Source organism: Flavobacterium sp. W1B, from assembly GCF_047344965.1.
Classification (GTDB): Bacteria; Bacteroidota; Bacteroidia; order Flavobacteriales; family Flavobacteriaceae; genus Flavobacterium.
This window is the reverse complement of record NZ_CP178845.1, coordinates 3,359,166-3,379,736: the sequence shown is the minus strand read 5'-3', so window position 1 is coordinate 3,379,736 and position 20,571 is coordinate 3,359,166. Positions and strand designations below refer to the sequence as shown.

Sequence of the window (20,571 nt, the reverse complement as noted above, 5' to 3'; positions counted from 1 at the left end):
AAATTCTATTAAATTATTTTTTTAGTAATCGGCGTCTTATTAAATAAAACTAAAAAAAGTCTTATTTTTCGGGGTAACAAATATGTGAACAATTTTCTGTAAAAAAAAATTATTAGGGGTTGATTATGTAGAAATATTGTCGTAATACACTAAAAAGCTTGTAAAGCTAATTTAAAACATATAAAAAATAAGATGAAAGAACATGAATTTAAGGTAAGGGTAAGGTATTCAGAAACGGACCAAATGGGGGTTGTTTATCATGGGAATTATGCTCAATATTTTGAGATGGGGCGCGTGGAATGGCTCAGAAACATTGGGATTTCTTACAAATGGATGGAGGAAAACGGCGTTATGCTTCCGGTGGTTTCTTTGAGTATGAATTATAAAAAACCGGCTCGTTATGATGACTTGTTAACGGTAAAAACTGTTTTGAAAAGTCAGACTTCTGTCAAGATTGAATTTGATTATGAAATATATAATGAACAAAATGAGTTATTAACAATTGCCAGTTCAACTTTGGTTTTTGTAGACATGAAAACGGGGCGTCCGAGGGTTCCACCGGAATATGTGAAAGAAAAACTTTTGCAGATGTAGAATTGAAAAAAATAAGGAATTATTCTTTAATTTTAATATCTATTTCGAATAGTGAATTGAAAATGTCGAATATCATTTCGGCATTTTTTTTTCTTGTTTTTATTTCGATTTTGCCGATCGGTAATCCGGTTTCTTCGTTTAACTCCATTTCTTGGTTTACGATATCAAGCTTTTTTTCTTTAATAACACGCATGACTTTGTTCATATTTTTATAGTCAAATGTTATTTGATAATGAATATCGATTGTTTTTTCGATTATTTCACAAGTTTCAAGCACCATTTGAGCCGTTGTTTTATAGGCTGAGATCAGACCTCCAACGCCTAATTTTACACCACCAAAAATCCGAACGACTACAATTAGTGTATTTGTCAAAGAAAAGGACTGAATTTGGCCATAAATTGGCATTCCGGCACTGTTGCTTGGTTCTCCATCATCATTGGCTCGGTATGAAAGAGTATCGGTGCCAATTTGATAAGCATAACAAAAATGCCCAGCATTAGGGTGTTGTTTTTTCAGAACGTCAATAATTGGTTTTAGCTCTTCTTCTGAATGAATAGGAAATGCATAGCCAAAAAATTTGCTGTTCTTTTCTTTGAATAGTATTTCTTCTGAAGAAAAGGCAATGGTATTGTAAGTGTCTTTGATTTCCAAGAGTTGTCTTCTAAATTATATTTTTTTCAAACAGGTCTACTACGTCTTCTTGTCCCACTTGTAGATTCCAAACGTTTATTCCTAGTGAAAGTGCAGTATCTGTATTTTCTTTTTTGTCATCAACAAACAAGGTGCGTTTGGCTTGCAAGTCGTGTTTGTTTAAAACATGGTTAAAAATTTCAGTGTCGGGCTTTCTCATTCCCATTTCAAAGGAAAAATAGACTTTTTCAAAGCATTGATAAAAATCGCTGTAAAAGGAAACTCCATTTTTCTGCTCGAAAGTATCAATGTGAATAGAATCGGTATTACTCAGTAAAAACAAGCGGTATTTCTGGGAAAGCATTTGAAGGAATTCCAATCGATACAATGGGAAATCTAATAAAATGGCACTCCAAGCCTCCAAGATTTCGTCAGTCGTGGCTTTTGGTGCGTATTTTTGAATGCCTAAAAGGAAGTCTTCTCTGGAAATTTCACCTTTTTCGAAAAGGATATTTAATTTATTCAAGTCTTCATTCCATTCCGAAATGCCTATTTTTTTCAAACCCTCTAAAGTCGCATTTTTGTCTAAATTGATAAAGACATCTCCAAAATCGAAAATAATTGCATTAATCATGGTTTCTGGATATTATAAGTTCATCTTGATCAATCAAAGTTTTTTTGAATTGTTTTGTAGTTAGCATTGGGGCTTTTACACCATCTCCAAAAACAGAATTTCCAATAAAAACTCTCGCTTCGTCCCAAAGATTAGCATCGATGAAAGTTTGTAATGTTTGTCTTCCGCCTTCGATGATTATAGACTGAATTTGATGCTTAAAAAGCAGGTCTGCAAGTTGCGCAGCTATATTTTTTTCAAAATCAATACTTTCAAAGATACAGTTTTCTGTTCCTATTTCAGTGCTGTGTTTGCAGATAATGATTGTTTTTGTTTGATTATCAAAAACATGGTTGCTTTTTGGTATTCGATTATTTTGGTCCAAAATCACTCGAACAGGATTGTCTCCGGTCCAGTCTCTTACATTTAATTTTGGATTGTCATCAATTGCCGTTTGGGTTCCCGCAAGAATGGCCTGTTCTTCAGATCTCCATTTATGAACAAGCTGTCTAGAATATGGATTTGTAATCCAAAGCGGTTTTTTTTCACTGCCTTGCTGTTCTTCGCGCAAAGCAGTGTTTGGAGCGATATATCCGTCCTGACTTTGGGCCCATTTCAAAATTATATAAGGCCTTTTCTTTTGATGAAATGTAAAAAAACGTTTGTTGAGTTCGTTGCATTCGTCTTCGAGAACGCCAACGGTTACCTTTATCCCTGCCTCGGTTATTTTATTTATTCCCTTGCCTGCCACTTTTTTATTGGGATCCATAGTTCCTATTACCACATTTGGGATCTCGTTTTGGATGATTAAATCGCAACAAGGTGGCGTTTTTCCAAAATGACAGCAAGGCTCCAAGCTTACATAAATTGTAGCTTTTTTTAGTAACGATTTGTCTTTTACTGAATTGATTGCGTTTACTTCGGCATGAGGTTCTCCGGCCTTTTTATGCCAGCCTTCCCCAATTATTTTATTGTCATAAACAATCACACTGCCCACCAAAGGATTGGGGTAGGTGGTTCCTAAGCCATTTTTGGCCAGTTCGATGCAACGTCGGATGTATTTTTTATGTATTTCCACAATACAAAAGTAGTATTTTTGAATGTAGTCCCGAAACTTCGAGATTAGTTTTAAAACTTTAGATAATAACAATAAACAATGGTTATTTTTGTGTTTCAAAAATGAGCAAACTAAGATAATGGAAAATTGGTTTATTAGAAAAATTAAGAAAGAAGACAATCAACAAGTTGCGCAATTGATACGAGCGGTTTTTGATGAATTGAATATCCCGAAAGTAGGAACGGCCTATGAGGATCCTTATTTGGATTTAATGTTTGAGGAATACAGCAAACCCAAGTCGGTTTATTATGTAGTGGAATTTCAAGGTAAAGTTGTTGGTAGTGCTGGAGTGGCTCCGTTGGAAAACGAGGCTGAAACGATTTGCGAATTGCAAAAGATGTATTTCCTTCCCGAAACCCGCGGTCTGGGAATTGGAAGTGAAATGATGGCTAAATGTTTGCAAAGTGCCAAAGATTTTGGTTTTGAAAACTGTTACCTCGAAACGATGCCTTTTATGCATGATGCCCAAAAACTCTATAAAAAAGTGGGTTTCGAATATATAGATGCTCCCATGGGAAGTACGGGGCATACGTCTTGTCCGGTCTGGATGCTGAAAGATTTGAGATTGTAGATTTTCAGAATTAAATAAAACTAATGAAAATAAAAGAATACAGAAGCGAGTTTATTCAAGAACTCACGCCAATTTTTGATGCAGGCGAAGCCGAGAGTTTTTTCTATCTGATATTAGAAGAAAAACACCAATTGAAAAGAGTTGATTTGGCGTTACATCCTGATTTGTCCTTTTCGGAAGAAGAAATTGCAAGTTGGAATGCGATTCTGGAACAGTTGAAATTGGAGATTCCCGTTCAATACCTGTTAGGTAAAACGAGTTTTTATGGATTGGATTTTGAGGTCAACGAAAATGTCTTGATTCCAAGGCCTGAAACCGAAGAATTGGTCGAATGGATAATTTTAAATCAACAAACCAACAAATCAAAAAATCAGCCCAAAATTCTTGATATTGGTACTGGTAGCGGTTGTATTGCTATTTCATTGGCAAAAAACATTCCAAATGCCCAAGTTTATGCGATTGATGTTTCTGAAAAAGCATTGGCTACAGCCCAAAAAAATGCAAAAATCAATACAGTTGATGTCACTTTTTTGAATCAAAACATTCTTGAAACGGAAGATTTAGGGCAACAGTTTGACATTATTGTTTCGAATCCTCCTTATGTGCGAAATTTGGAGAAGCAGGAGATTAAGAAAAATGTATTAGATAACGAGCCGCATTTGGCACTTTTCGTAGAAGATAACGATGCCTTGATTTTTTATAGAAAGATAGCCGAGTTAGCTCAGAAAAATCTAACCATAAACGGACAGCTGTATTTTGAAATTAATCAGTATTTAGGCAAGGAAATGATCGAATTGCTTGAGGAAATGGGTTTTAAAAACATCGAATTGCGCAAAGATATTTATGGAAACGATAGAATGATTTTCGGAAAGAGGGCAGATTAGAGAATTTAGTTTCAAATCTGCCTCTGTTTTCTGAATTCTATTTCCTAATTACTCATACCTCAAAGCTTCAATAGGATCTAGTTTTGATGCTTTTATCGCTGGATATAAACCAGAAACGATAGCAACCATGAAACTGGTAAAAAAAGCGGCAAAGATGGCAGTCCACGGAATTACAAACGCAAAGTCCATTGCGGTGGCGATTCCGAAGCCAATTAGGATTCCAAAAATAATTCCCGCTAATCCGCCCAGTTGACCAATCAATAGGGTTTCTATGAAAAATTGGAATGCCACGGTAGTTTTCTTGGCACCCAAGGCTTTTCTGACTCCAATTTCGCGTGTGCGTTCCGTTACCGAAACAATCATAATATTCATCAAAGCAATAGAAGAACCCAGAACGGTGATGATTCCGATGAGCCAGGAAGCAAGTCCAAGATATTTGGTGATACTAAGGATTCTATTGATAAGATCGTCGCTTCGTACTACTCCAAAATTATTGTCTTGTATAGGACTGAGTTTTCGAACCCTGCGCATGGTGCTGTTAGCGTTGTCGATAGCTTGATCCAGCAGTTCCTTTTTAGAAACCATTACACTTAGAGTATAATTTATGTTGGGTGCTGTAAATAAAGATCTAGCCACTTGAATGGGAATCAAAACCCTTAAATCTTGGCTGTTGCCAAAGGTGGATCCTTTTTCTTTAAGAACGCCAATGACTTTAAATTTGGCACCTCGAATAGAAATGGTCTTATCAATTGGGTTGATGTCTTTTAATAATCCTTTTTCAAAATCGGAACCCACGATGCAAACATAAGTATTGTTGGCAATGTCAAAACCTGTAAAGTTTCTTCCCAAGCTGGTTTCTAAACCGGAATTAGTTAAAAAATGTTCGTCAACCCCAACAACTGAAATTTCCGGGTCGGTTTTTGTTGCTTCGTATTTGACTTCCGCCTTAGAAGTTGCCTTAAACGAAAGTGAAGTTTCGGTAAAAGGATATTTATATTTGTTCTTGAAAGCGACCGCTTCGGGGTAGGAAATAATAGGATTTATGATTTCTCTTTCATCGCCTCCGCGACTTCGAGTAGTGTTTTCGTATTGATTGATATTGAATGTATTGGCTCCCATAGAAGCAAAATCTTTGGAAATAGTGTTTTCTAAAGCGGATACTACGGTTAGAATACCAACCAAGGCCGTTATTCCTATCGCAATAATTAGTATCGTAAGTACGGTTCTCAACAATTGTGTTCTTATCGAACCAATGGCAATACGAACATTTTCTTTGAATAAATTTAGCATCATATCAGTTTGTCACGAAAATACAATTTTTGTTACAAGTTTGCTTTGGAAGGAGTATTTTTTTATTTTAAAAATAAGATATTTGCAAAATAATAATTACGATTTACGCTATTGAATTTGGGATTTTGTCTAAAATCATATAATAATTGTTTTTCGTATATCTAATTTTTAAAATTGTATATCAAAAATGGCATCAAAACCGAGTATACCCAAAGGGACAAGAGATTTTTCACCAGCTGAGGTGGCAAAACGTCAATATATCATTCAAATTATAAAAAGTAATTTCGAGAAATTTGGTTTTCAACCGATAGAAACCCCTTCTTTTGAGAATTCAGAAACCTTGATGGGTAAATACGGAGAAGAAGGAGATCGTTTGATTTTTAAGATATTGAATTCTGGAGATTATCTGGCGAAAGCCAATGCCGCTCATTTAGAGAGTAAAGACAGTACAAAATTGACCTCAAGCATTTCAGAAAAAGCACTTCGTTATGACTTGACTGTTCCTTTTGCAAGATATGTGGTACAACACCAGAACGATATTGAATTTCCTTTTAAAAGATACCAAATTCAACCGGTTTGGCGCGCCGATAGACCTCAAAAAGGACGTTTTAGAGAGTTTTTTCAATGTGATGCCGATGTGGTAGGTTCAAAATCTTTGTGGCAAGAAGTAGAATTGGTGCAATTGTATGACACTGTATTTACTGCTTTGGGATTGAAAGCTGTGACGGTTAAAATTAATAACCGAAAAATATTATCTGGAATTGCCGAAGTAATTGGAGCATCTGATAAATTGATTGATTTTACAGTAGCTTTGGATAAGCTAGATAAAATAGGTGAGGATGGAGTAAAAAAGGAAATGATTGAAAAAGGAATTTCTGAGGAAGCAATTGTAAAAGTGCAGCCACTATTTAATTTCACGGGAACCATTTCTGAAAAAATAGAAAAATTATCACAACTTTTATCCACTTCGGAAGAGGGAATGAAAGGAGTTGAAGAATTGCGTTTTATATGCACTAATGTAACGAATTTAGGATTGTCTACAGCAATATTAGACTTGGATGTTACCTTGGCGCGCGGACTTAATTATTATACAGGTGCCATTTTTGAAGTAGCTCCGCCAAAAGGAGTTGCTATGGGATCCATAGGCGGTGGTGGAAGATACGATGATTTAACCGGAATTTTTGGGTTAAAAAACATGAGCGGCGTTGGAATTTCTTTTGGTTTGGATCGTATTTATTTGGTTGTCGAAGAATTGAATTTGTTTCCGGAAACTGTAACGGCAACGTCAAAGGCTTTGTTCATCAATTATGGAGATAAAGAAGCTTTTTATGCTTTGCAAACCATACAAAAGCTGAGAGCTTCAGGAATTAAAGTAGAGTTGTACCCAGACAATGCAAAAGTAGCCAAACAGTTTCAACATGCTGATAAACGCAATATTCCTTTTGCGGTAATCGTAGGGGATCAGGAAATAGCTTCTAATTCATTTTCTCTTAAAAATTTAGTGACAGGAGAACAGGCTTCGCTTGATTTTGAAGGTTTAAAGAAAGCCTTGGCATAAGGTAATTATAGATAAAAAAAAGCTTTGTTTTATGAACAAAGCTTTTTTTAATATAAGGCACTGATGAATTAATAATTATATAGAAACCAACCTTAAATTTGTTTCAAAAATTTAAATCCAAATCTTGATTGGATCCTTTAACAAACTTAAAAAAAACTATATCGAAAGAGTCTTAAAATTATATTAAATTTTAAGACTAGAAACGTAAAAAATATTCTTTAAAAATAAATTTAAAGAATAGATTCTATTAAAAAAAGAATGACAATTTGACATTTTACAAGAATTGGCAGTACTTTTGCAATCCAAAGAAAAGTGTAAAAAATGAAGTTTAAGAATATTTTTAAAAATACAAGTAATATGACTACTGATAATACAGAAATCAATCAAGAGATAGAGGATGCGACAACATTGGAGCAAAATGCAAATGTAGATCAAAATGCAATTGATGAATTGAGTGTTGAAGAACAATTGGCACAAGACCTAGCTAAAGAGAAAGATAAGTACTTGCGTTTATTTGCTGAATTTGAAAATTACAAACGAAGAACTTCAAAAGAGCGTATCGAATTATTCAAAACGGCTAATCAAGACGTTTTATTGGCGATGCTTCCAGTTTTGGATGATTTTGACAGAGCTATAATTGAAATTGCTAAATCTGAGGATGAAGCAATGATGAAAGGTGTAGAGCTTATTCATGAAAAACTGAAAAACACCTTGGTGGCTAAAGGTTTAGAACAAGTTGATGTTAAAGCTGGTGATGCTTTTGATGCTGATTTTGCAGAAGCAATTACGCAAATTCCGGCTCCTACTCCTAAGATGAAAGGTAAAATTGTTGATGTTATTGAAAAAGGATACAAATTGGGAGATAAAATCATTCGTTTTCCAAAAGTGGTAACAGGACAATAAATTTTATAGAGTAGCACAGCAGTGCGACTCCACAAAAGATAAAATAAAAATGAAAAAAGATTTTTACGAGATATTAGGTGTTTCAAGAAGTGCTGATGCTGCGGCTATAAAGAAAGCCTACAGAAAGAAAGCGATTGAATTTCATCCTGACAAAAACCCTGGAGACAAATCGGCAGAAGATAAGTTTAAAGAAGCCGCTGAGGCCTATGAGATTTTAGGCGATGCCGATAAAAAAGCGAAATACGACCAATATGGTCATCAAGCTTTTGATGGTTCAGGCGGATTTGGTGGTGGTGGTCATGGCGGCATGAACATGGACGATATTTTTAGCCAGTTTGGAGACATCTTCGGAGGTGGTTTCGGAGGATTTGGCGGAAGCAGAAGCGGTGGCGGAGTACGTCGCGCTAAAGGAAGTAATTTGCGCATCAAAGTGAAATTAACTTTGGAAGAAATTGCTAATGGTGTTGAGAAAAAAGTAAAAGTAAAACGTAAAGTTCAGGCTCCCGGAGTAAGTTATAAAACGTGTTCTACTTGTAATGGTCAAGGGCAGGTAATGCGTGTTACCAATACGATTTTGGGCAGAATGCAATCAGCTTCTACTTGTCCTACTTGTGGAGGTTCAGGTCAAATTTTAGACAAAAAACCATCCAATGCAGATTCGCAAGGGATGATTCTGGAAGATGAAACGGTTTCAATAAAAATTCCGGCTGGTGTTGTTGATGGTATGCAATTGAAAGTTTCCAACAAAGGAAATGATGCTCCGGGGAACAGTATTCCAGGAGATTTAATTGTAGCTATCGAAGAATTAGAGCATGAATTATTGAAACGTGAAGGAGAGAATTTACATTATGATTTATATGTGAGTTTTCCGGAAGCTGTTTTAGGAGTTTCAAAAGATATCGAAGCAATTAACGGTAAGGTGAGAATCAAACTGGAAGAAGGAATTCAATCCGGGAAGATTCTTCGATTAAAAGGGAAAGGAATTCCTAGTATCAATGGATACGGCAGCGGAGATTTGCTTGTACATGTAAATGTTTGGACGCCTAAAACGTTGAATAAGGAACAAAAACAATTTTTTGAGAAAAATATGACCGAAGAAAATTTTATTCCAAATCCTGAAAAATCAGACAAATCCTTTTTTGAAAAAGTAAAAGACATGTTTTCGTAGATAGAAAATAGTTCTAATATAAGTTTAGAGGCGCGAGTGTATCGCGCCTCTTTTTTTCTTTTATATTTGTAAGTCTAGGATAGAATCAAAATATATACAACAAAACTTATAATTGATTTATTAAAGATGAACTTAATTTTATGACCATAGAAATTTTAATTGGGATTGCAGGATTATTTATATCTTGGCTTGTTTATCTCCGTAGTTTTAAGCCACCTCCAAAAGAAGATCCAATTGATGAAAGAGAGAACTTAAAGGTTTATTTTTTAATGGTTCAGAAGATATATCTTCAAACTCAAGATTTAATTGAAATATATATAAGTGAAAATTCAGCTGAAAATGAATTTATATTTGATAATGTTACTTACGGCTTTTACTTGAAAAAAATGAAAGTTGAATTCAATAGATGTAATTCTAATCAGGTTTATGAAAATTATTTGTCTCTGCCTTTTTCTAAAAGTACTATTGATAGTATGATGGAATCGTTGAGAGTTCAATATAATTCACTTATTCAGGTTAAGTTCAAAATGGAAGTTTTGCTTAACGATATTTAAAAAACATTTTTGTTTATTTATTATTGTGAAATTCCTTATTAAGGAATTAAATGAAGTTCCTACTAAGTTAGAGTTGTCCTTGTGTTGAGGTTTATGTAAAAAAAGCGAATGGTTCACCCTAGGGGTATTTTTATGTAACAATCACAAGCATTTCGCTACTAATTATTTACTTTTACACCCGCAAGGCCAAAAAGGCCGAACTGAAGAAGCAAATTCAAAAATTCAGCATGAGTACCTTATTAGAAGTCAATAAAGTCGTAAAGCAATATGGTGATTACGTAGCGCTTAACGAAGTTTCATTAACCGTTCCCCAAGGCAGTATTTATGGGCTTTTAGGTCCCAATGGTGCCGGAAAAACGTCTCTTATCCGAATCATAAACCAAATTACATTACCCGATAGCGGCGAAATCATCCTTGATGGAGAAAAGCTGCAACCCAAACACGTGCAATACATTGGCTATCTTCCCGAAGAAAGAGGATTGTACCAAAGTATGAAAGTAGGGGAGCAGTGCTTGTATTTGGCTCAAATGAAAGGTCTGTCTAAGGCGGAAGCTAAAAAGCAATTAGAATATTGGTTTGATAGATTGGGAATTCAAGGTTGGTGGAACAAGAAAATCCAAGAACTTTCTAAAGGAATGGCTCAAAAAATCCAGTTTGTGGTCTGTGTTTTACACAAGCCTAAATTGTTGATTTTTGACGAACCTTTTTCGGGCTTTGACCCCGTAAATGCAAATGTCATTAAGGATGAAATTTTGAAATTACGAGAAGATGGAGCCACCATTATTTTTTCTACCCATCGTATGGAAAGCGTTGAAGAGCTTTGCGATCATATTGCGCTTATTCACAAATCGAATAAATTGATTGAGGGGAAGCTGGAAGATGTTAAAAGGCAATTTAAGACCAATAGTTTTGAAGTTGGGATTCTGTCTGATAATGTGGAGGGTTTGATGTATGATATTACTCAAAAATTTACTGTGGGACCAGCTAATTTCAAATCACTTAATAACGAGTTGAAACTCGAAATTCAATTAGGCAATGCCATGCCAAATGAATTACTAAATGTACTGACCCAACGCGGACAAGTAACCCATTTTGTGGAAAAAATTCCAAGCGTAAACGATATTTTTATTCAAACCGTTAGTAAATAATAAAGGGTTGTGACTGTTGATTGTTGAATTATTTTTTAAAATCAACAATCGTTAATCAAAAATTTAAAATCTAAATGAGCATCGTATCACTAATCATAAAAAGGGAATTTATTGCCAAAGTGCGTAATAAATCTTTTATTGTAATGACATTTTTAAGTCCGTTGTTATTCGTGGGAATAGCAGTTTTTGTGGGTTATTTGGCTTCGATGAAACCCGATACAAAGCGTATCGCCATTCATGACGAATCGGGTCTTTTTGTAAAGGAATTTATTTCGCAAAACAATAAAAAGAAGAGTGATTATAAATACCTCGATTTATCGCTAATAGACACACAGTTTCTTAAGGACAGTATTACAAAAGAAAGCTATGACGGTTTGTTGTATATTCCAAAAGAGAATAATACGAAGGATTTCGAAAATAAAATACAATTCATTTCCAATAACAGCCCGAGTATTTCATTTATTGAGAGTGTACAAAATACAATTGCCAAAAAGATTACTAAACTCAATCTAGAAAAGGCAAATTTAGATACTTTAGCCATTAAAAAAGCGCAATCTAAAGTTAGTATTAATTTAGCCAAAGCTTCTGGCGAGGAAAGTGTAAAAGGGCTTAATGAAATTAAAATTGCCATTGGCGGAGGATTTGGTTATCTGATTATGATGTTCATCATTATCTATGGAAATATGGTGATGCGCAGCGTTATCGAAGAAAAAACAAATCGTATTATTGAGATTATCATTTCATCGGTGAAACCTTTTCAATTGATGATTGGTAAAATTATTGGAACTTCACTGGCGGGAATCCTTCAGTTCTTTATTTGGGCGGTTATAGGACTTTCTTTAATGTTTGCCGCTTCGATGTTTTTTGGTGTAAACGTGGGCCCAACTGCCAAAGTTTCACCAGAATTAATGCAACAAGCCCAACATGAATTTGCCGGTACTGCCCAGATGTATATCAAAGAGTTGTGGAATTTGCCTATTGCTAGTATTCTTGTCTCCTTTGTGGTTTATTTTATAGGAGGTTATTTTTTGTATAGCTCTTTTTATGCAGCCATTGGTGCAGCTGTAGACAATCAAACAGATTCACAACAGTTTCTGATGCCTATTATTATGCCATTAATTTTGAGCGTTTATATTGGTTTTTTCAGTGTGGTAAATGACCCGAATGGAACAATAGCGGTTATTTTTTCTATGATTCCGCTTACCTCGCCCATTGTCATGCTGATGCGAATTCCTTTTGGCGTACCTTTGTGGCAAATAGCAATATCAGTAACTTTATTGTTTGCAACTTTCTTTTCAGTGGTATGGTTTGCCGCCAAAATATACCGAGTAGGAATATTGATGTATGGTAAAAAGCCAACATGGAAAGAATTATATAAATGGTTAAAATATTAAAAAGGTGATTTGGCTACATGTAATTTAGGTTTTTCGACATTACAAATAACCAAATCAACTAATAATCAAATTTAAGTTATGCCAAAAATATTAATCATAGAAGACGAAGCGGCCATCCGTAGAGTGCTTACCAAAATACTTTCGGAAGAAAGCGATAGTTATCAAGTTGAAGAGGCAGAAGATGGTGTTGCCGGTTATGAGAAAATAAAAAATAACGACTACGACCTTGTTTTGTGCGACATCAAAATGCCCAAAATGGACGGTGTTGAATTGCTCGAAGCCGTTAAGAAAATAAAACCTGAAATTCCGATGGTGATGATTTCCGGTCATGGCGACATGGAAACTGCCATCAATACGATGCGTCTTGGTGCTTTTGATTACATTTCAAAACCACCGGATTTGAACCGATTATTGAATACGGTCAGAAATGCATTAGACAGAAAACAACTCGTAGTAGAAAACAAGATTTTAAAGAAAAAAGTTAGTAAAAACTACACGATGATTGGCGAAAGTGAAGCTATCAATCACATAAAAGTAATGATTGATAAAGTAGCTCAAACCGAAGCCAGAGTACTTATTACCGGACCTAACGGAACCGGAAAAGAATTAGTTGCACATCAATTGCATGAAAAAAGCGAACGTGCCAGTTTTCCTTTAATAGAAGTCAATTGTGCCGCAATTCCTTCTGAATTGATAGAAAGTGAATTGTTTGGTCACGTAAAAGGCGCTTTTACATCGGCGGTGAAAGATCGCGCCGGGAAATTTGAAGCGGCAGACAAAGGAACTATTTTTCTGGATGAAATTGGCGATATGAGTCTTTCGGCTCAGGCCAAAGTATTGCGCGCTTTGCAGGAAAGCATGATTACCAGAGTTGGTGCAGATAAAGACATCAAAGTGGATGTTCGTGTAATTGCAGCAACCAATAAAGATTTGAAAACAGAAATTGCCGAAGGTCGTTTCCGCGAGGATTTGTACCATCGATTGGCAGTGATTTTGATAAAAGTGCCTTCATTGAATGAAAGACGCGATGATATTCCGATGTTGATTTCGCATTTTGCAGCAAAAATTGCTTCCGAGCAAGGAAATGCCTTGAAGAAATTTTCTCCGGATGCTGTCAAATTATTACAGGAATACGATTGGACAGGAAATATACGCGAATTGAGAAACGTGGTAGAGCGTTTGATTATCCTTGGCGGAAGCGAAATTTCCGAGAGTGATGTCAAGCTGTTTGCAAGTAAATAATTGTTGTTTTTAAGATTTAGATCTTAAAACAAAATCCAAAATTAAATTATGAAATTAAAAAAAATAAACGAAGACCTAAAGCAGACCTTAATTGACAACGGTTTAACCGAAGCCAATGCCATGCAACAGGAAACTTTTTCGACTATAAAAAGTGGTGCCGATTGTATTATTGTTGCGCCTCCAGGAAGCGGAAAAACCACGACTATTGTCATTAATGTCATTCAACAATTAGTGAAAGAAGGCGAGCAATCTCCTAGAGCACTGATCGTTGTAGAAGATAAAGTGAAGGTTTTGGCAATGGAAGAACTTTTTGAAAAACTAGGAAAGCACACTAATTTGACGGTATACGGAGTTCATGACAAAGGAGATATGGAATATGATAAGAATTATGTTTCAGGCGGAATCGATGTCTTGATCGGTACACCTATTAAGTTGAATGATATGTTTACCACTGCAGGATTTAACGTAAACAGATTGAAAATGTTTATTGTTGATGACGCAGATCCAATTTTAAAATTGCGACATGAAACTAAAATCATGCGTATTTCGAACAGTATTGCCAAAACTCAGCGTATTATTTTTACAGAACAACTTTCTGAGCGAATAGAAAGCCTTGCCGATAAAATGATGGAAGAACCTTTCTTGTTTGAAATCGATGAAGAGGACGATGAAGATGAAGATGAGGAATTTGAGGAAGAAGATGAAGAAAATGATGTAGAAGAAGACGAAGAAAAATAATAAAAATAGACAGGAATGGGATTAATGAAAGTGTTTTCGGGAAGTGAGATTTTAGCAATTGCCTTGAAAGAAAGAATAGAAGCAATTGGGATTGATGTATTGATGAAAGACAATATTCAATCAGCGAGATTAGCCGGTTTTGGAACTTCAGGATCTGCGGTAGAATTGTTTGTTCAGGAAACGGAATTTGCAAAAGTGAATCCGGTTATCGAAGAATTTAGATTGAGTATTTAATAGCCTATTTATTGAAAAGTATAGAAACCTTGATGCGATTTTGTCGTCAGGGTTTTTCTTTTTAAAAGATTTAAACGAAAAAAATGAAATATAAAATGCTGGTTTTAGACATGGATGATACCCTGTTGACAGACGACCATGAAATTTCGGAAGAGAATAAAGAGATGCTTGCCAAAGCGCAAGAAAAAGGGGTACTCGTTATTTTGGCATCTGGAAGGCCAACGCCTGCAATGCTTCCTTTTGCAAAGGAATTACAGCTGGATAATTCCTATATGATTTCCTATAATGGGGCGGTGATTACGGATTTGAAAGAAGACAAAGTGATATTTGAACAAACTTTGACCCAACAACAAATCCATGAATTGTATGATTATAGTCTACAAAGTAAAACCCATATTATTACTTATGTGGATGGAAAAATTGTGAGCGAAACCGACTCCGAGTACATTGATATTGAAAAAAACATAACGGGTTTAAAGCATAATAAAGTTAGCAACTTTAAAAATGCTGTACCTTCTTCGGCGGTTAAATGCATTTTATTGGAAGAGCCAAGTTATTTGAAAAAAGTCGAAAAAGATTTGAAAGCGGCAATGCCTCATTTGAGTGTGAGTATGTCTAAACCTTTTTTCCTTGAGGTAGCGCAAAACGGAATCGATAAAGCAGCCAGCATCAAAATATTGGCAGAGAAACTGGATATCCATCAAAGCGAAATTATAGCTGTTGGTAACGCAGGCAATGACTTAACGATGGTAGAATATGCCGGATTAGGAGTTTGGGTTGACAATGTAGATTCTGAATTGAGAGACAGAGCCGATGTTATTGTAGCTTCAAACAATGATCATGGAGTAGCTGAGGTAGTGCGACGATTTATTTTGAATTAAATTATCATTTTTTAAAATAAGCCATTAAGGAATTAAGGTAATTTGGGAAACTTTCTCGATGTCTTTAATTTCTTAGTGGTTTTTTGATTTTTCAGAGTCTTAATAAATGATTGATTCACTACTCTGTTATTGTATTTGTTTGTAAATTTGCGCACGCTATTTTTTGACAACGATTTCATTAATAGCGCTTACTTATGGAAAATAGAAAAAAAGTTGCCTTTTATACACTGGGTTGCAAACTGAATTTTTCGGAAACTTCAACGATTGCCCGTTCTATCCAGGATGAGGGTTTTGATCGCGTTGATTTTGAAGAAGTGGCTGATATGTATGTGATTAATACCTGCTCGGTTACGGAGAATGCCGACAAGCAGTTTAAACAAATTGTAAAAAAAGCAATGAAGCTAAATGATAAGGCTTTTATTGCGGCAGTGGGTTGTTATGCCCAATTGAAACCAGAAGAATTAGCGGCAGTAGATGGCGTTGATTTGGTTCTTGGAGCCACAGAAAAATTCAAAATCACCGATTATATCAATGATTTGTCCAAAAATGATATGGGCGAGGTGCATTCCTGCGAGATTTCGGAAGCCGATTTCTACGTGGGAAGTTATTCCATCGGTGACCGAACACGAGCTTTCCTGAAAGTGCAGGACGGTTGCGATTACAAATGTACTTATTGTACAATTCCGCTTGCCAGAGGAATTTCCAGAAGTGACGAATTGGAAAATGTGCTGAAAAATGCCAAAGAAATTTCGGCTCAAAATATTAAAGAAATTGTTTTAACGGGAGTTAATATTGGTGATTACGGAAAAGGAGAGTTCGGAAATAAAAAACACGAACATACTTTTTTGGAATTGGTTCAGGAATTAGATAAAGTGGAAGGAATTGAAAGATTGCGAATTTCTTCTATTGAACCCAATTTATTGAAAAACGAAACGATCGAATTTGTATCGAAAAGCAGAACTTTTGTGCCGCATTTTCACATTCCGCTGCAATCCGGAAGTAACGATATTCTGAAATTGATGAAGCGCCGTTATTTGCGTGAAGTATATACCGAAAGAGTGAATAAAATCCGTGAAGTGATGCCGCATGCTTGTATTGGTGTGGATGTGATTGTTGGATTTCCCGGTGAAACCGATGAGCATTTCTTGGAGACTTATAATTTCCTGAACGAAATGGATATTTCGTATTTACACGTTTTCACCTATTCGGAACGTGATAATACCGAAGCTGCCGAAATGGGAGGCATTGTTCCTTCCAATGTTCGTGCCAAAAGAAGTAAGATGATGCGTGGATTATCGGTTAAAAAACGTCGTGCTTTTTATGAAAGTCAATTGGGAAGCAACAGAACGGTGCTTTTTGAGAGTGAAAATAAAGAAGGTTACATTCACGGTTTTACCGAAAACTACGTAAAAGTAAAAACGCCTTGGAATCCTGAATTAGTAAATACACTACATGAAATCAATTTGACCAAAATTGATGAGGACGGAAGCGTTCGAATGGATTTTATTACTGTTTTAGCATAAAAAAGCAATGTTTTATAACAACAAAACCCCTTTTACGAGGGGTTTTGTTGTTGAGTAGAAAACGGATTGATTACGGATTAGTAGACCAAATACTGCTGTTTTTTATAAAGACTCTTCGGTTTAATTTGAGTTGAGCAACTATTAATTCGGCCATGTCTTCGGCTTGCATTACTTTTTCTGGATTGCCGTCTGTCAGTTTTAAATCTCTGGCCATATCTGTGGCAACGGTACTTGGCGTTAAGGCTGTTACACGAATGTTGTGCTTACGAACTTCTTGCATTAAAGATTCTGTCAATCCTAAAACGGCAAATTTTGATGCGCTGTAGGCGCTGGTCATTGCATTTCCGCTTAATCCGGCTGTCGAGGAAATATTGATGATATCGCCCGTTTGTCTTTCGATCATATTGGGTAAAACGGCGCGCGTTACATAATAAGTTCCCATTAAATTTACTTGAATAATGCGTTCCCAAACAGCTGGTTCTAATTCCAAGAATTTACCAAAAGCACCAATTCCGGCATTATTGATTAAAATGTCAATGGTTTTGAACTCAGTCAAGGCTTTTTCTACGGCTTGGTTTACAGAATTGATGTCGGAAACATCAGCGATAAGGCTTAATGATTTTACGCCAAATGCATTCACTTCTTTCGCCACTTGATCTAAATCCGATTGCGTTCGTGCCAACAAAATTACATTTACTCCTTCTTTAGCCAAAGCAAGGGCTACTGCTTTTCCAATTCCTTTTCCTGCACCTGTAATCAGTGCATTTTTATTTTTTAGATCGTTCATTTTGTTCGTTTATTTATTGATTTTAAGAATCAAAATTTGTCTTACAAAAATACCCATTTTAGATTCTAAATCCCTTTTTGGTTTTCTATTTAATCTAAAATTAACTTTATATAAAATGGGGTTTCAAGAGCCGTTTTGTGTTTTATTTTAGGTCCAAGCTCAATTTGTAAATACTACTTTCTAGTGTATCGGTATCATTGTCTTCACAGAGAAGGAATTCGATTTTTTCCTTTGAGTTTTTGAAAACAGTTATTCCTTCAAATTTATGGCTATTACTTATTTTTTTAGTAAAATCGATTTTCATCGTTTCTAAATCAATTCGTCCGATAAGGCTTCCTAGGACTTCGCCGTCATCATAAGTAGATTGGGTGTTTTCGGCTGTGGCCAAGAAGTAAATTTTATCGTTGACCAACGCTGCATCTGTAAAACTAGAGCGAACTCCTTTTATTTTTGGGAGTTTGTAGTCGTTTGACATTAGGCTGAATTCATCACTTAGTTTTTTGGCATGAAAGCTAAAGAGTGTGTTTTTATTTGAAATTCCATTGCCACGATTGAATAAATACCAGTTTTCGCCATCGTAAATGGCTCCTTCGAGATTAAAATCTTCGGGTTTTATGTTTCCAAAGCTTTGCATGACCGCGTATAAATCGACCAGATTGTTGGTCGTGGTTTTCTTTTTTTGTTTGAGATCAAATTCAATCATCGCATTTCTTTTAGCGGTAGATCCGGAACCAAAAACATATAAAGTATCCTGAAAATGAGTGATAGATTCAAAGTCGGCTTTGTCTTTTTTTAACATGTTTTGACTCGGGTTTTCGAGTAGCGGGTATTTGTTAAGGACAGTATTGGCGATGTTGTATTCGTATAAAAAGCCGCTGTTGTCTCCTATTAAATAGAGCGCATTGCCTTGATAAAATAGTCCCGATGCAGAACCAATACCTATAATTGTCGTGAATAATTCTAATGTAAATTGTTTCATAGTTATATATTGAAAGTGAAATGCCCTAGCCCAGATAGCAGTGAAAATCCTATTGTGCCGTTGTTCGGCCCAATAGATTGTAACGGATAGCTGGAAATAGCTTCTTATTTAGTTAGTATTTAGAATGATGAATGGGTTAATTAATTTATTATATTTGAGTTAGTAAATATAAAATATTTCCTATGAAGTCTATTAATCCTGATGATTTTAAAGTGGTTCATGCGATCGAACTTTCTAAAATGCCCACTTTGCTTGCTGTTGATAACGATGAAGAAGAAGATAAATTAGATAAGGTTCGTGAAAAGCTGAGCAAATTGCAAGATGTGATGTATGCGCACAACCGTTATGGGGTTTTGATTTGTTTGCAGGGAATGGATACTTCGGGGAAAGACAGTTTGATTCGAGAAGTTTTCAAAGAGTTTAATTCGCGTGGGGTAGTGGTGCACAGTTTTAAAACGCCTAATTCGACAGAGTTAGAACACGATTATTTGTGGCGTCATTATTTGGCTTTGCCAGAAAAAGGGAAGTTTGCCGTTTTTAATCGTACGCATTATGAGAATGTATTGGTTACGCGCGTGCATCCAGAATACATCTTAAACGAAAACTTGCCGGGTATTGAAGATGTTTCGGCAATTACAGATACTTTTTGGGAAAACAGAATGGAACAAATCAGAAATTTCGAGAAACACATCACTCAAAACGGAACCATTGTATTGAAGTTCTTTTTGCACTTGAGTAAAGAAGAGCAACGAGAACGTTTGTTGCGACGTTTGGAAGAACAAAAACAGAATTGGAAATTCTCTATCGGTGATTTGAAGGAAAGAGAACTTTGGACTGATTATATGCATTATTATGAAGAAGCAATTAATAATACCTCGACAGCATATGCGCCTTGGTATGTAGTTCCTGCCGATGATAAAGAAATGTGTCGTTATATTGTGGGTAAAATCATTTGGGAAGAAATGCAAAAACATACGGATATTCAAGAGCCTGAAATGGATGAGAAAATCAGGGAAAATATAGAATTGTATAAAGAGATTTTGACAAAAGAATAATAAAAAAAGTGCTGAATTTCAGCACTTTTTTGTTAAATGATTCAACGCTTATAATTTGAAACCATAAGCCAATCTAATTGCAGCCTGACCAAAACCTTTTCCGGTTGTTCCATCGCTTTTGATGGTTGGGAAGTCAGAGTACTGCTCATAACGTAGCGAGATATCAATATATTTTGTAGCATATCCTATACCTGGAGCTAACAAGAAAGAGGTTTTGTCGTAATTATTAGTTACTGCAAAAGCAGCACCAGCTTCGCCTGTTAAGTAAAATTGGTCATTCCAAATAAAAGCTTTTAAACCTGCTTTTGCGGGAATAAATCCTAAATCTTCTCCGTCAGCTTCACTAACAAATAAGTTAGAATAACCAGTGGTTAAGATTATTGAATATCTTTTAGATAAATCATATTGCAATCTTACATCCGCTCCTAAAGCTAGTTTATAAGGATTTTGAGTGGCGTAACCTGCGTTTAGGCCTAATCCTAAACGAAATCCTTGATCGTAATTTTTTGATTTGTCTACCTCTTGAGCTGTAATTGCATTAATAGAGAATGTTGCAATTGTCAATACGAGTGCCGTTTTAATCTTTTTTTTGATTGTCATGAATTTGGGGGTTTTGTTGATAAAATTTACTGTAATCTTTTTTTTTATTTTTTTATAATGTTGATGAGAGTTGTAGATATATAACTGCAAGTTTCCTGAAATGTTGT

At 35.5% G+C, this 20,571-nt stretch carries 22 protein-coding genes; 15 read left to right on the top strand and 7 right to left on the bottom strand.

What is annotated here, in order from left to right; all coding sequences use genetic code 11:
• Positions 1-192 precede the first annotated feature (192 nt).
• On the top strand, positions 193-594 hold the full coding sequence (locus ACMDB5_RS14665) for an acyl-CoA thioesterase (RefSeq protein WP_413999009.1): 402 nt from the start codon (positions 193-195) through the stop codon (positions 592-594).
• 19 nt (positions 595-613) lie between these two features.
• Here ACMDB5_RS14665 and ACMDB5_RS14660 read toward each other — a convergent pair whose 3' ends face one another.
• Genes ACMDB5_RS14660 through ribD form a run of 3 tightly spaced genes read right to left on the bottom strand, consistent with a single transcriptional unit; the run spans position 614 to position 2,916 of the window.
• Complete coding sequence (locus ACMDB5_RS14660) at positions 614-1,246, bottom strand: IMPACT family protein (RefSeq protein WP_413999008.1); 633 nt, start codon at positions 1,244-1,246, stop codon at positions 614-616.
• A 10-nt stretch (positions 1,247-1,256) separates the two neighbouring features.
• The gene (locus ACMDB5_RS14655) at positions 1,257-1,859 is read right to left on the bottom strand and encodes an HAD family hydrolase (RefSeq protein WP_413999007.1); all 603 of its coding nucleotides are present in this window, start codon (positions 1,857-1,859) and stop codon (positions 1,257-1,259) included.
• Positions 1,852-2,916 carry a bifunctional diaminohydroxyphosphoribosylaminopyrimidine deaminase/5-amino-6-(5-phosphoribosylamino)uracil reductase RibD gene (gene ribD, locus ACMDB5_RS14650; protein ID WP_413999006.1) on the bottom strand — a complete coding sequence of 355 codons (1,065 nt, stop codon included), beginning with the start codon at positions 2,914-2,916 and terminating at the stop codon, positions 1,852-1,854. Before ribD ends, ACMDB5_RS14655 begins: the two co-directional genes overlap by 8 nt.
• 118 nt (positions 2,917-3,034) lie before the next feature.
• Between ribD and ACMDB5_RS14645 the strand changes: the two genes are divergently transcribed.
• Both ACMDB5_RS14645 and prmC read left to right on the top strand, forming a co-directional pair.
• A complete protein-coding gene (locus tag ACMDB5_RS14645) occupies positions 3,035-3,526 on the top strand; it encodes a GNAT family N-acetyltransferase (protein WP_413999005.1) in 492 nt (163 codons plus the stop codon).
• Positions 3,527-3,549: 23 nt separating this feature from the next.
• The gene (prmC, locus tag ACMDB5_RS14640; RefSeq protein ID WP_413999004.1) at positions 3,550-4,410 is read left to right on the top strand and encodes a peptide chain release factor N(5)-glutamine methyltransferase; all 861 of its coding nucleotides are present in this window, start codon (positions 3,550-3,552) and stop codon (positions 4,408-4,410) included.
• A 48-nt stretch (positions 4,411-4,458) separates the two neighbouring features.
• On the opposite strand, the gene ACMDB5_RS14635 is transcribed toward prmC, so the two are convergent.
• Entirely contained in the window at positions 4,459-5,703 is a 1,245-nt protein-coding gene (locus ACMDB5_RS14635; protein ID WP_413999003.1) for an ABC transporter permease, read from the bottom strand.
• Positions 5,704-5,887: 184 nt separating this feature from the next.
• Here ACMDB5_RS14635 and hisS point away from each other — a divergent pair, with 184 nt between their 5' ends.
• The 11 genes from hisS (at position 5,888) to mtaB (ending at position 17,043) form a co-directional block, all read left to right on the top strand.
• Positions 5,888-7,258: a histidine--tRNA ligase gene (gene hisS, locus ACMDB5_RS14630; protein WP_413999002.1), complete on the top strand. Its 1,371-nt coding sequence runs from the start codon at positions 5,888-5,890 to the stop codon at positions 7,256-7,258.
• 321 nt (positions 7,259-7,579) lie between these two features.
• The gene (locus tag ACMDB5_RS14625) at positions 7,580-8,161 is read left to right on the top strand and encodes a nucleotide exchange factor GrpE (RefSeq protein WP_413999001.1); all 582 of its coding nucleotides are present in this window, start codon (positions 7,580-7,582) and stop codon (positions 8,159-8,161) included.
• A 49-nt stretch (positions 8,162-8,210) separates the two neighbouring features.
• The gene (dnaJ, locus tag ACMDB5_RS14620; protein ID WP_413999000.1) at positions 8,211-9,329 is read left to right on the top strand and encodes a molecular chaperone DnaJ; all 1,119 of its coding nucleotides are present in this window, start codon (positions 8,211-8,213) and stop codon (positions 9,327-9,329) included.
• A 140-nt stretch (positions 9,330-9,469) separates the two neighbouring features.
• Positions 9,470-9,883, top strand: coding sequence for a hypothetical protein (locus ACMDB5_RS14615; RefSeq protein ID WP_413998999.1), 414 nt, complete (start codon positions 9,470-9,472; stop codon positions 9,881-9,883).
• A gap of 227 nt (positions 9,884-10,110) precedes the next feature.
• The gene (locus ACMDB5_RS14610) at positions 10,111-11,031 is read left to right on the top strand and encodes an ABC transporter ATP-binding protein (RefSeq protein ID WP_413998998.1); all 921 of its coding nucleotides are present in this window, start codon (positions 10,111-10,113) and stop codon (positions 11,029-11,031) included.
• Positions 11,032-11,105: 74 nt separating this feature from the next.
• Positions 11,106-12,425, top strand: coding sequence for an ABC transporter permease (locus ACMDB5_RS14605; RefSeq protein WP_413998997.1), 1,320 nt, complete (start codon positions 11,106-11,108; stop codon positions 12,423-12,425).
• A 78-nt stretch (positions 12,426-12,503) separates the two neighbouring features.
• Positions 12,504-13,667 carry a sigma-54-dependent transcriptional regulator gene (locus ACMDB5_RS14600; RefSeq protein ID WP_413998996.1) on the top strand — a complete coding sequence of 388 codons (1,164 nt, stop codon included), beginning with the start codon at positions 12,504-12,506 and terminating at the stop codon, positions 13,665-13,667.
• Between the two features lie 48 nt (positions 13,668-13,715).
• Positions 13,716-14,405 carry a DEAD/DEAH box helicase gene (locus ACMDB5_RS14595; protein WP_413998995.1) on the top strand — a complete coding sequence of 230 codons (690 nt, stop codon included), beginning with the start codon at positions 13,716-13,718 and terminating at the stop codon, positions 14,403-14,405.
• Positions 14,406-14,420: 15 nt separating this feature from the next.
• Positions 14,421-14,639, top strand: coding sequence for a DUF2007 domain-containing protein (locus tag ACMDB5_RS14590; protein WP_072938918.1), 219 nt, complete (start codon positions 14,421-14,423; stop codon positions 14,637-14,639).
• A gap of 83 nt (positions 14,640-14,722) precedes the next feature.
• Complete coding sequence (locus tag ACMDB5_RS14585) at positions 14,723-15,520, top strand: Cof-type HAD-IIB family hydrolase (RefSeq protein WP_413998994.1); 798 nt, start codon at positions 14,723-14,725, stop codon at positions 15,518-15,520.
• A 194-nt stretch (positions 15,521-15,714) separates the two neighbouring features.
• Positions 15,715-17,043 carry a tRNA (N(6)-L-threonylcarbamoyladenosine(37)-C(2))-methylthiotransferase MtaB gene (gene mtaB, locus ACMDB5_RS14580; RefSeq protein WP_413998993.1) on the top strand — a complete coding sequence of 443 codons (1,329 nt, stop codon included), beginning with the start codon at positions 15,715-15,717 and terminating at the stop codon, positions 17,041-17,043.
• A 70-nt stretch (positions 17,044-17,113) separates the two neighbouring features.
• On the opposite strand, the gene ACMDB5_RS14575 is transcribed toward mtaB, so the two are convergent.
• Positions 17,114-17,830, bottom strand: a complete 717-nt coding sequence (locus ACMDB5_RS14575; protein ID WP_413998992.1) for a 3-ketoacyl-ACP reductase — start codon at positions 17,828-17,830, stop codon at positions 17,114-17,116.
• Positions 17,831-17,972: 142 nt separating this feature from the next.
• Positions 17,973-18,809 (bottom strand): DUF6929 family protein, encoded by an 837-nt coding sequence (locus tag ACMDB5_RS14570; RefSeq protein ID WP_413998991.1) that lies wholly within the window; start codon positions 18,807-18,809, stop codon positions 17,973-17,975.
• Between the two features lie 182 nt (positions 18,810-18,991).
• On the opposite strand from ACMDB5_RS14570, the gene ACMDB5_RS14565 reads away from it, so the two are divergent.
• The gene (locus ACMDB5_RS14565; RefSeq protein ID WP_413998990.1) at positions 18,992-19,864 is read left to right on the top strand and encodes a PPK2 family polyphosphate kinase; all 873 of its coding nucleotides are present in this window, start codon (positions 18,992-18,994) and stop codon (positions 19,862-19,864) included.
• A gap of 48 nt (positions 19,865-19,912) precedes the next feature.
• Here ACMDB5_RS14565 and ACMDB5_RS14560 read toward each other — a convergent pair whose 3' ends face one another.
• On the bottom strand, positions 19,913-20,464 hold the full coding sequence (locus ACMDB5_RS14560) for a hypothetical protein (protein ID WP_413998989.1): 552 nt from the start codon (positions 20,462-20,464) through the stop codon (positions 19,913-19,915).
• Between the last annotated feature and the right edge of the window lie 107 nt (positions 20,465-20,571).

Bases quoted from the DNA above. Each gene is read 5' to 3' on its own strand.
- ACMDB5_RS14665 (WP_413999009.1), top strand. From the start codon at position 193: ATGAAAGAACATGAATTTAAGGTAAGGGTAAGGTATTCAGAAACGGAC.
- ACMDB5_RS14655 (WP_413999007.1), bottom strand. From the start codon at position 1,859: ATGATTAATGCAATTATTTTCGATTTTGGAGATGTCTTTATCAATTTA.
- ACMDB5_RS14645 (WP_413999005.1), top strand. From the start codon at position 3,035: ATGGAAAATTGGTTTATTAGAAAAATTAAGAAAGAAGACAATCAACAA.
- prmC (WP_413999004.1), top strand. From the start codon at position 3,550: ATGAAAATAAAAGAATACAGAAGCGAGTTTATTCAAGAACTCACGCCA.
- ACMDB5_RS14635 (WP_413999003.1), bottom strand. From the start codon at position 5,703: ATGATGCTAAATTTATTCAAAGAAAATGTTCGTATTGCCATTGGTTCG.
- hisS (WP_413999002.1), top strand. From the start codon at position 5,888: ATGGCATCAAAACCGAGTATACCCAAAGGGACAAGAGATTTTTCACCA.
- ACMDB5_RS14625 (WP_413999001.1), top strand. From the start codon at position 7,580: ATGAAGTTTAAGAATATTTTTAAAAATACAAGTAATATGACTACTGAT.
- dnaJ (WP_413999000.1), top strand. From the start codon at position 8,211: ATGAAAAAAGATTTTTACGAGATATTAGGTGTTTCAAGAAGTGCTGAT.
- ACMDB5_RS14615 (WP_413998999.1), top strand. From the start codon at position 9,470: ATGACCATAGAAATTTTAATTGGGATTGCAGGATTATTTATATCTTGG.
- ACMDB5_RS14610 (WP_413998998.1), top strand. From the start codon at position 10,111: ATGAGTACCTTATTAGAAGTCAATAAAGTCGTAAAGCAATATGGTGAT.
- ACMDB5_RS14605 (WP_413998997.1), top strand. From the start codon at position 11,106: ATGAGCATCGTATCACTAATCATAAAAAGGGAATTTATTGCCAAAGTG.
- ACMDB5_RS14600 (WP_413998996.1), top strand. From the start codon at position 12,504: ATGCCAAAAATATTAATCATAGAAGACGAAGCGGCCATCCGTAGAGTG.
- ACMDB5_RS14595 (WP_413998995.1), top strand. From the start codon at position 13,716: ATGAAATTAAAAAAAATAAACGAAGACCTAAAGCAGACCTTAATTGAC.
- ACMDB5_RS14590 (WP_072938918.1), top strand. From the start codon at position 14,421: ATGGGATTAATGAAAGTGTTTTCGGGAAGTGAGATTTTAGCAATTGCC.
- ACMDB5_RS14585 (WP_413998994.1), top strand. From the start codon at position 14,723: ATGAAATATAAAATGCTGGTTTTAGACATGGATGATACCCTGTTGACA.
- mtaB (WP_413998993.1), top strand. From the start codon at position 15,715: ATGGAAAATAGAAAAAAAGTTGCCTTTTATACACTGGGTTGCAAACTG.
- ACMDB5_RS14575 (WP_413998992.1), bottom strand. From the start codon at position 17,830: ATGAACGATCTAAAAAATAAAAATGCACTGATTACAGGTGCAGGAAAA.
- ACMDB5_RS14570 (WP_413998991.1), bottom strand. From the start codon at position 18,809: ATGAAACAATTTACATTAGAATTATTCACGACAATTATAGGTATTGGT.
- ACMDB5_RS14565 (WP_413998990.1), top strand. From the start codon at position 18,992: ATGAAGTCTATTAATCCTGATGATTTTAAAGTGGTTCATGCGATCGAA.
- ACMDB5_RS14560 (WP_413998989.1), bottom strand. From the start codon at position 20,464: ATGACAATCAAAAAAAAGATTAAAACGGCACTCGTATTGACAATTGCA.